Consider the following 1,395-nt stretch of genomic DNA (forward strand, 5'->3'; position numbering starts at 1 on the left):
CCCCCGACCGACAACACCCCGACAGCCTCACACCACCCGACCACGCGCCCCATCGTGGAGACGACGCGCACCGTCACCCAGCAAGGCCAGCTCGCCTTCCGTGAGGGGCGGTTCACGGCCGGGAAGCACCTCCGGAGCCGGGCCGCGCAGCAGCGCGCGCACCGCTGCGGGGCGGGCCAGGTCCGCGGGCCGTCCCTCCAGGGTGCCCAGCCGGACGAGCGTGCGGAGCACGGCGTCGGCGTCTCCCCCGGTGCCGTCCGCGCGCACCGCCACGGCCTGGAGCCGCTCGCCCAGCCGGGCGCGCGTCCGGTCGCCCCGGGTCGGCCGGGCTCCGGCCACGTCGGGGTACAGCACGTCCTGGCCGGTGGCCAGGCTCCACGCGGCCCGCGTGGCCCGGTGGACGGCCCGCTGGACGCCCGCGGTGACGCGTCCGTCGTCCGCGCCGCGGTGCTCCAGGGCCCGGGCCAGCTCCAGTACGCCGGCCGCCGCGACGGACAGGCCGTGCCCGTAGGCGGGGTTGGTGTGCGCGACGGCGTCGCCCACCACCGCGAAGCCCGCCGGCCACCGCCGCAGCCGGTCGTAGCGACGGCGGCGGTCGGCGGTGTTGCCGTAGCGGCGCACCTGGTCGAGCGGTTCGCAGAGCGGCAGCAGATCCGCGATCAGCGGATGCGGCAGGGCGCGCGCGAAGGCGTGGAACCCCGCTTCGTCGCGCGGCGCCTCCGCACCGCGGGTGGCGGAGAGGGTGACCAGCCAGCGGCCGTCCTCGATCGGGAAGATCACGCCCGCCCGCCCGGGACCGGCGCCCGGTCCCGACTGGATCGAGACCGAGGGGAAGGCTGCCGCGCCCTCGGGCGCGCGGACCAGCAGGGTCGCGTAGACGAGCCCGCAGTCGACGCGCTCCTGCACGACCTCGGGCAGGCCGAGCCCGGCCAGCCAGTCGGGTGCGCGCGAGCCCCGCCCGGTGGCGTCCACCACCAGGTCCGCGGGGAGTTCACGGCCGTCCGGCCACGCCCCACCCCGTACCCGCACGCCGGTCACCCGGCGGGCGTCCCCGACCAGCCCCTCGCCGTGGACGCCCTGGCGGAGCTCGATCGCGGGATCGGCGAGCACCCGGTCCCGGACGATCCAGTCCAGGAGGTCCCGGCCGAGGCACCAGCCGTGGGAGGCCTCGCCGATCCGGGGTAGCCAGCCGTGCGGGGTGAGCGTCACCAGGTCCCCGGGCAGGGCGAGACGGCGGGCCCCGGCCGCGGTGAGGGAGTCGGTGAGCCCGGGCAGCAGCGCCTCCAGGCTCGCCGCCCCGGAGGCCATCAGCAGGTGTCCGTGCCGGGCCTGCGGAAGGCCGGCCCGCGCGACCGGGCCGGCGGGCAGCCGGTCCCGGTCGAGCACGACGACCTG

Annotated in this window: 1 protein-coding gene; it reads right to left on the reverse strand. The window is 78.4% G+C overall.

Annotation, left to right across the window (positions count from 1 at the left end; translation table 11 throughout):
- Positions 1 to 27: 27 nt before the first annotated feature.
- On the reverse strand, positions 28 to 1,395 hold a 1,368-nt coding region (locus VR45_RS35360; protein WP_045944017.1), incomplete at its 5' end, for a hypothetical protein.

This window comes from Streptomyces sp. NRRL S-495 (assembly GCF_000966955.1).
Lineage (GTDB): Bacteria > Actinomycetota > Actinomycetes > Streptomycetales > Streptomycetaceae > Kitasatospora > Kitasatospora purpeofusca.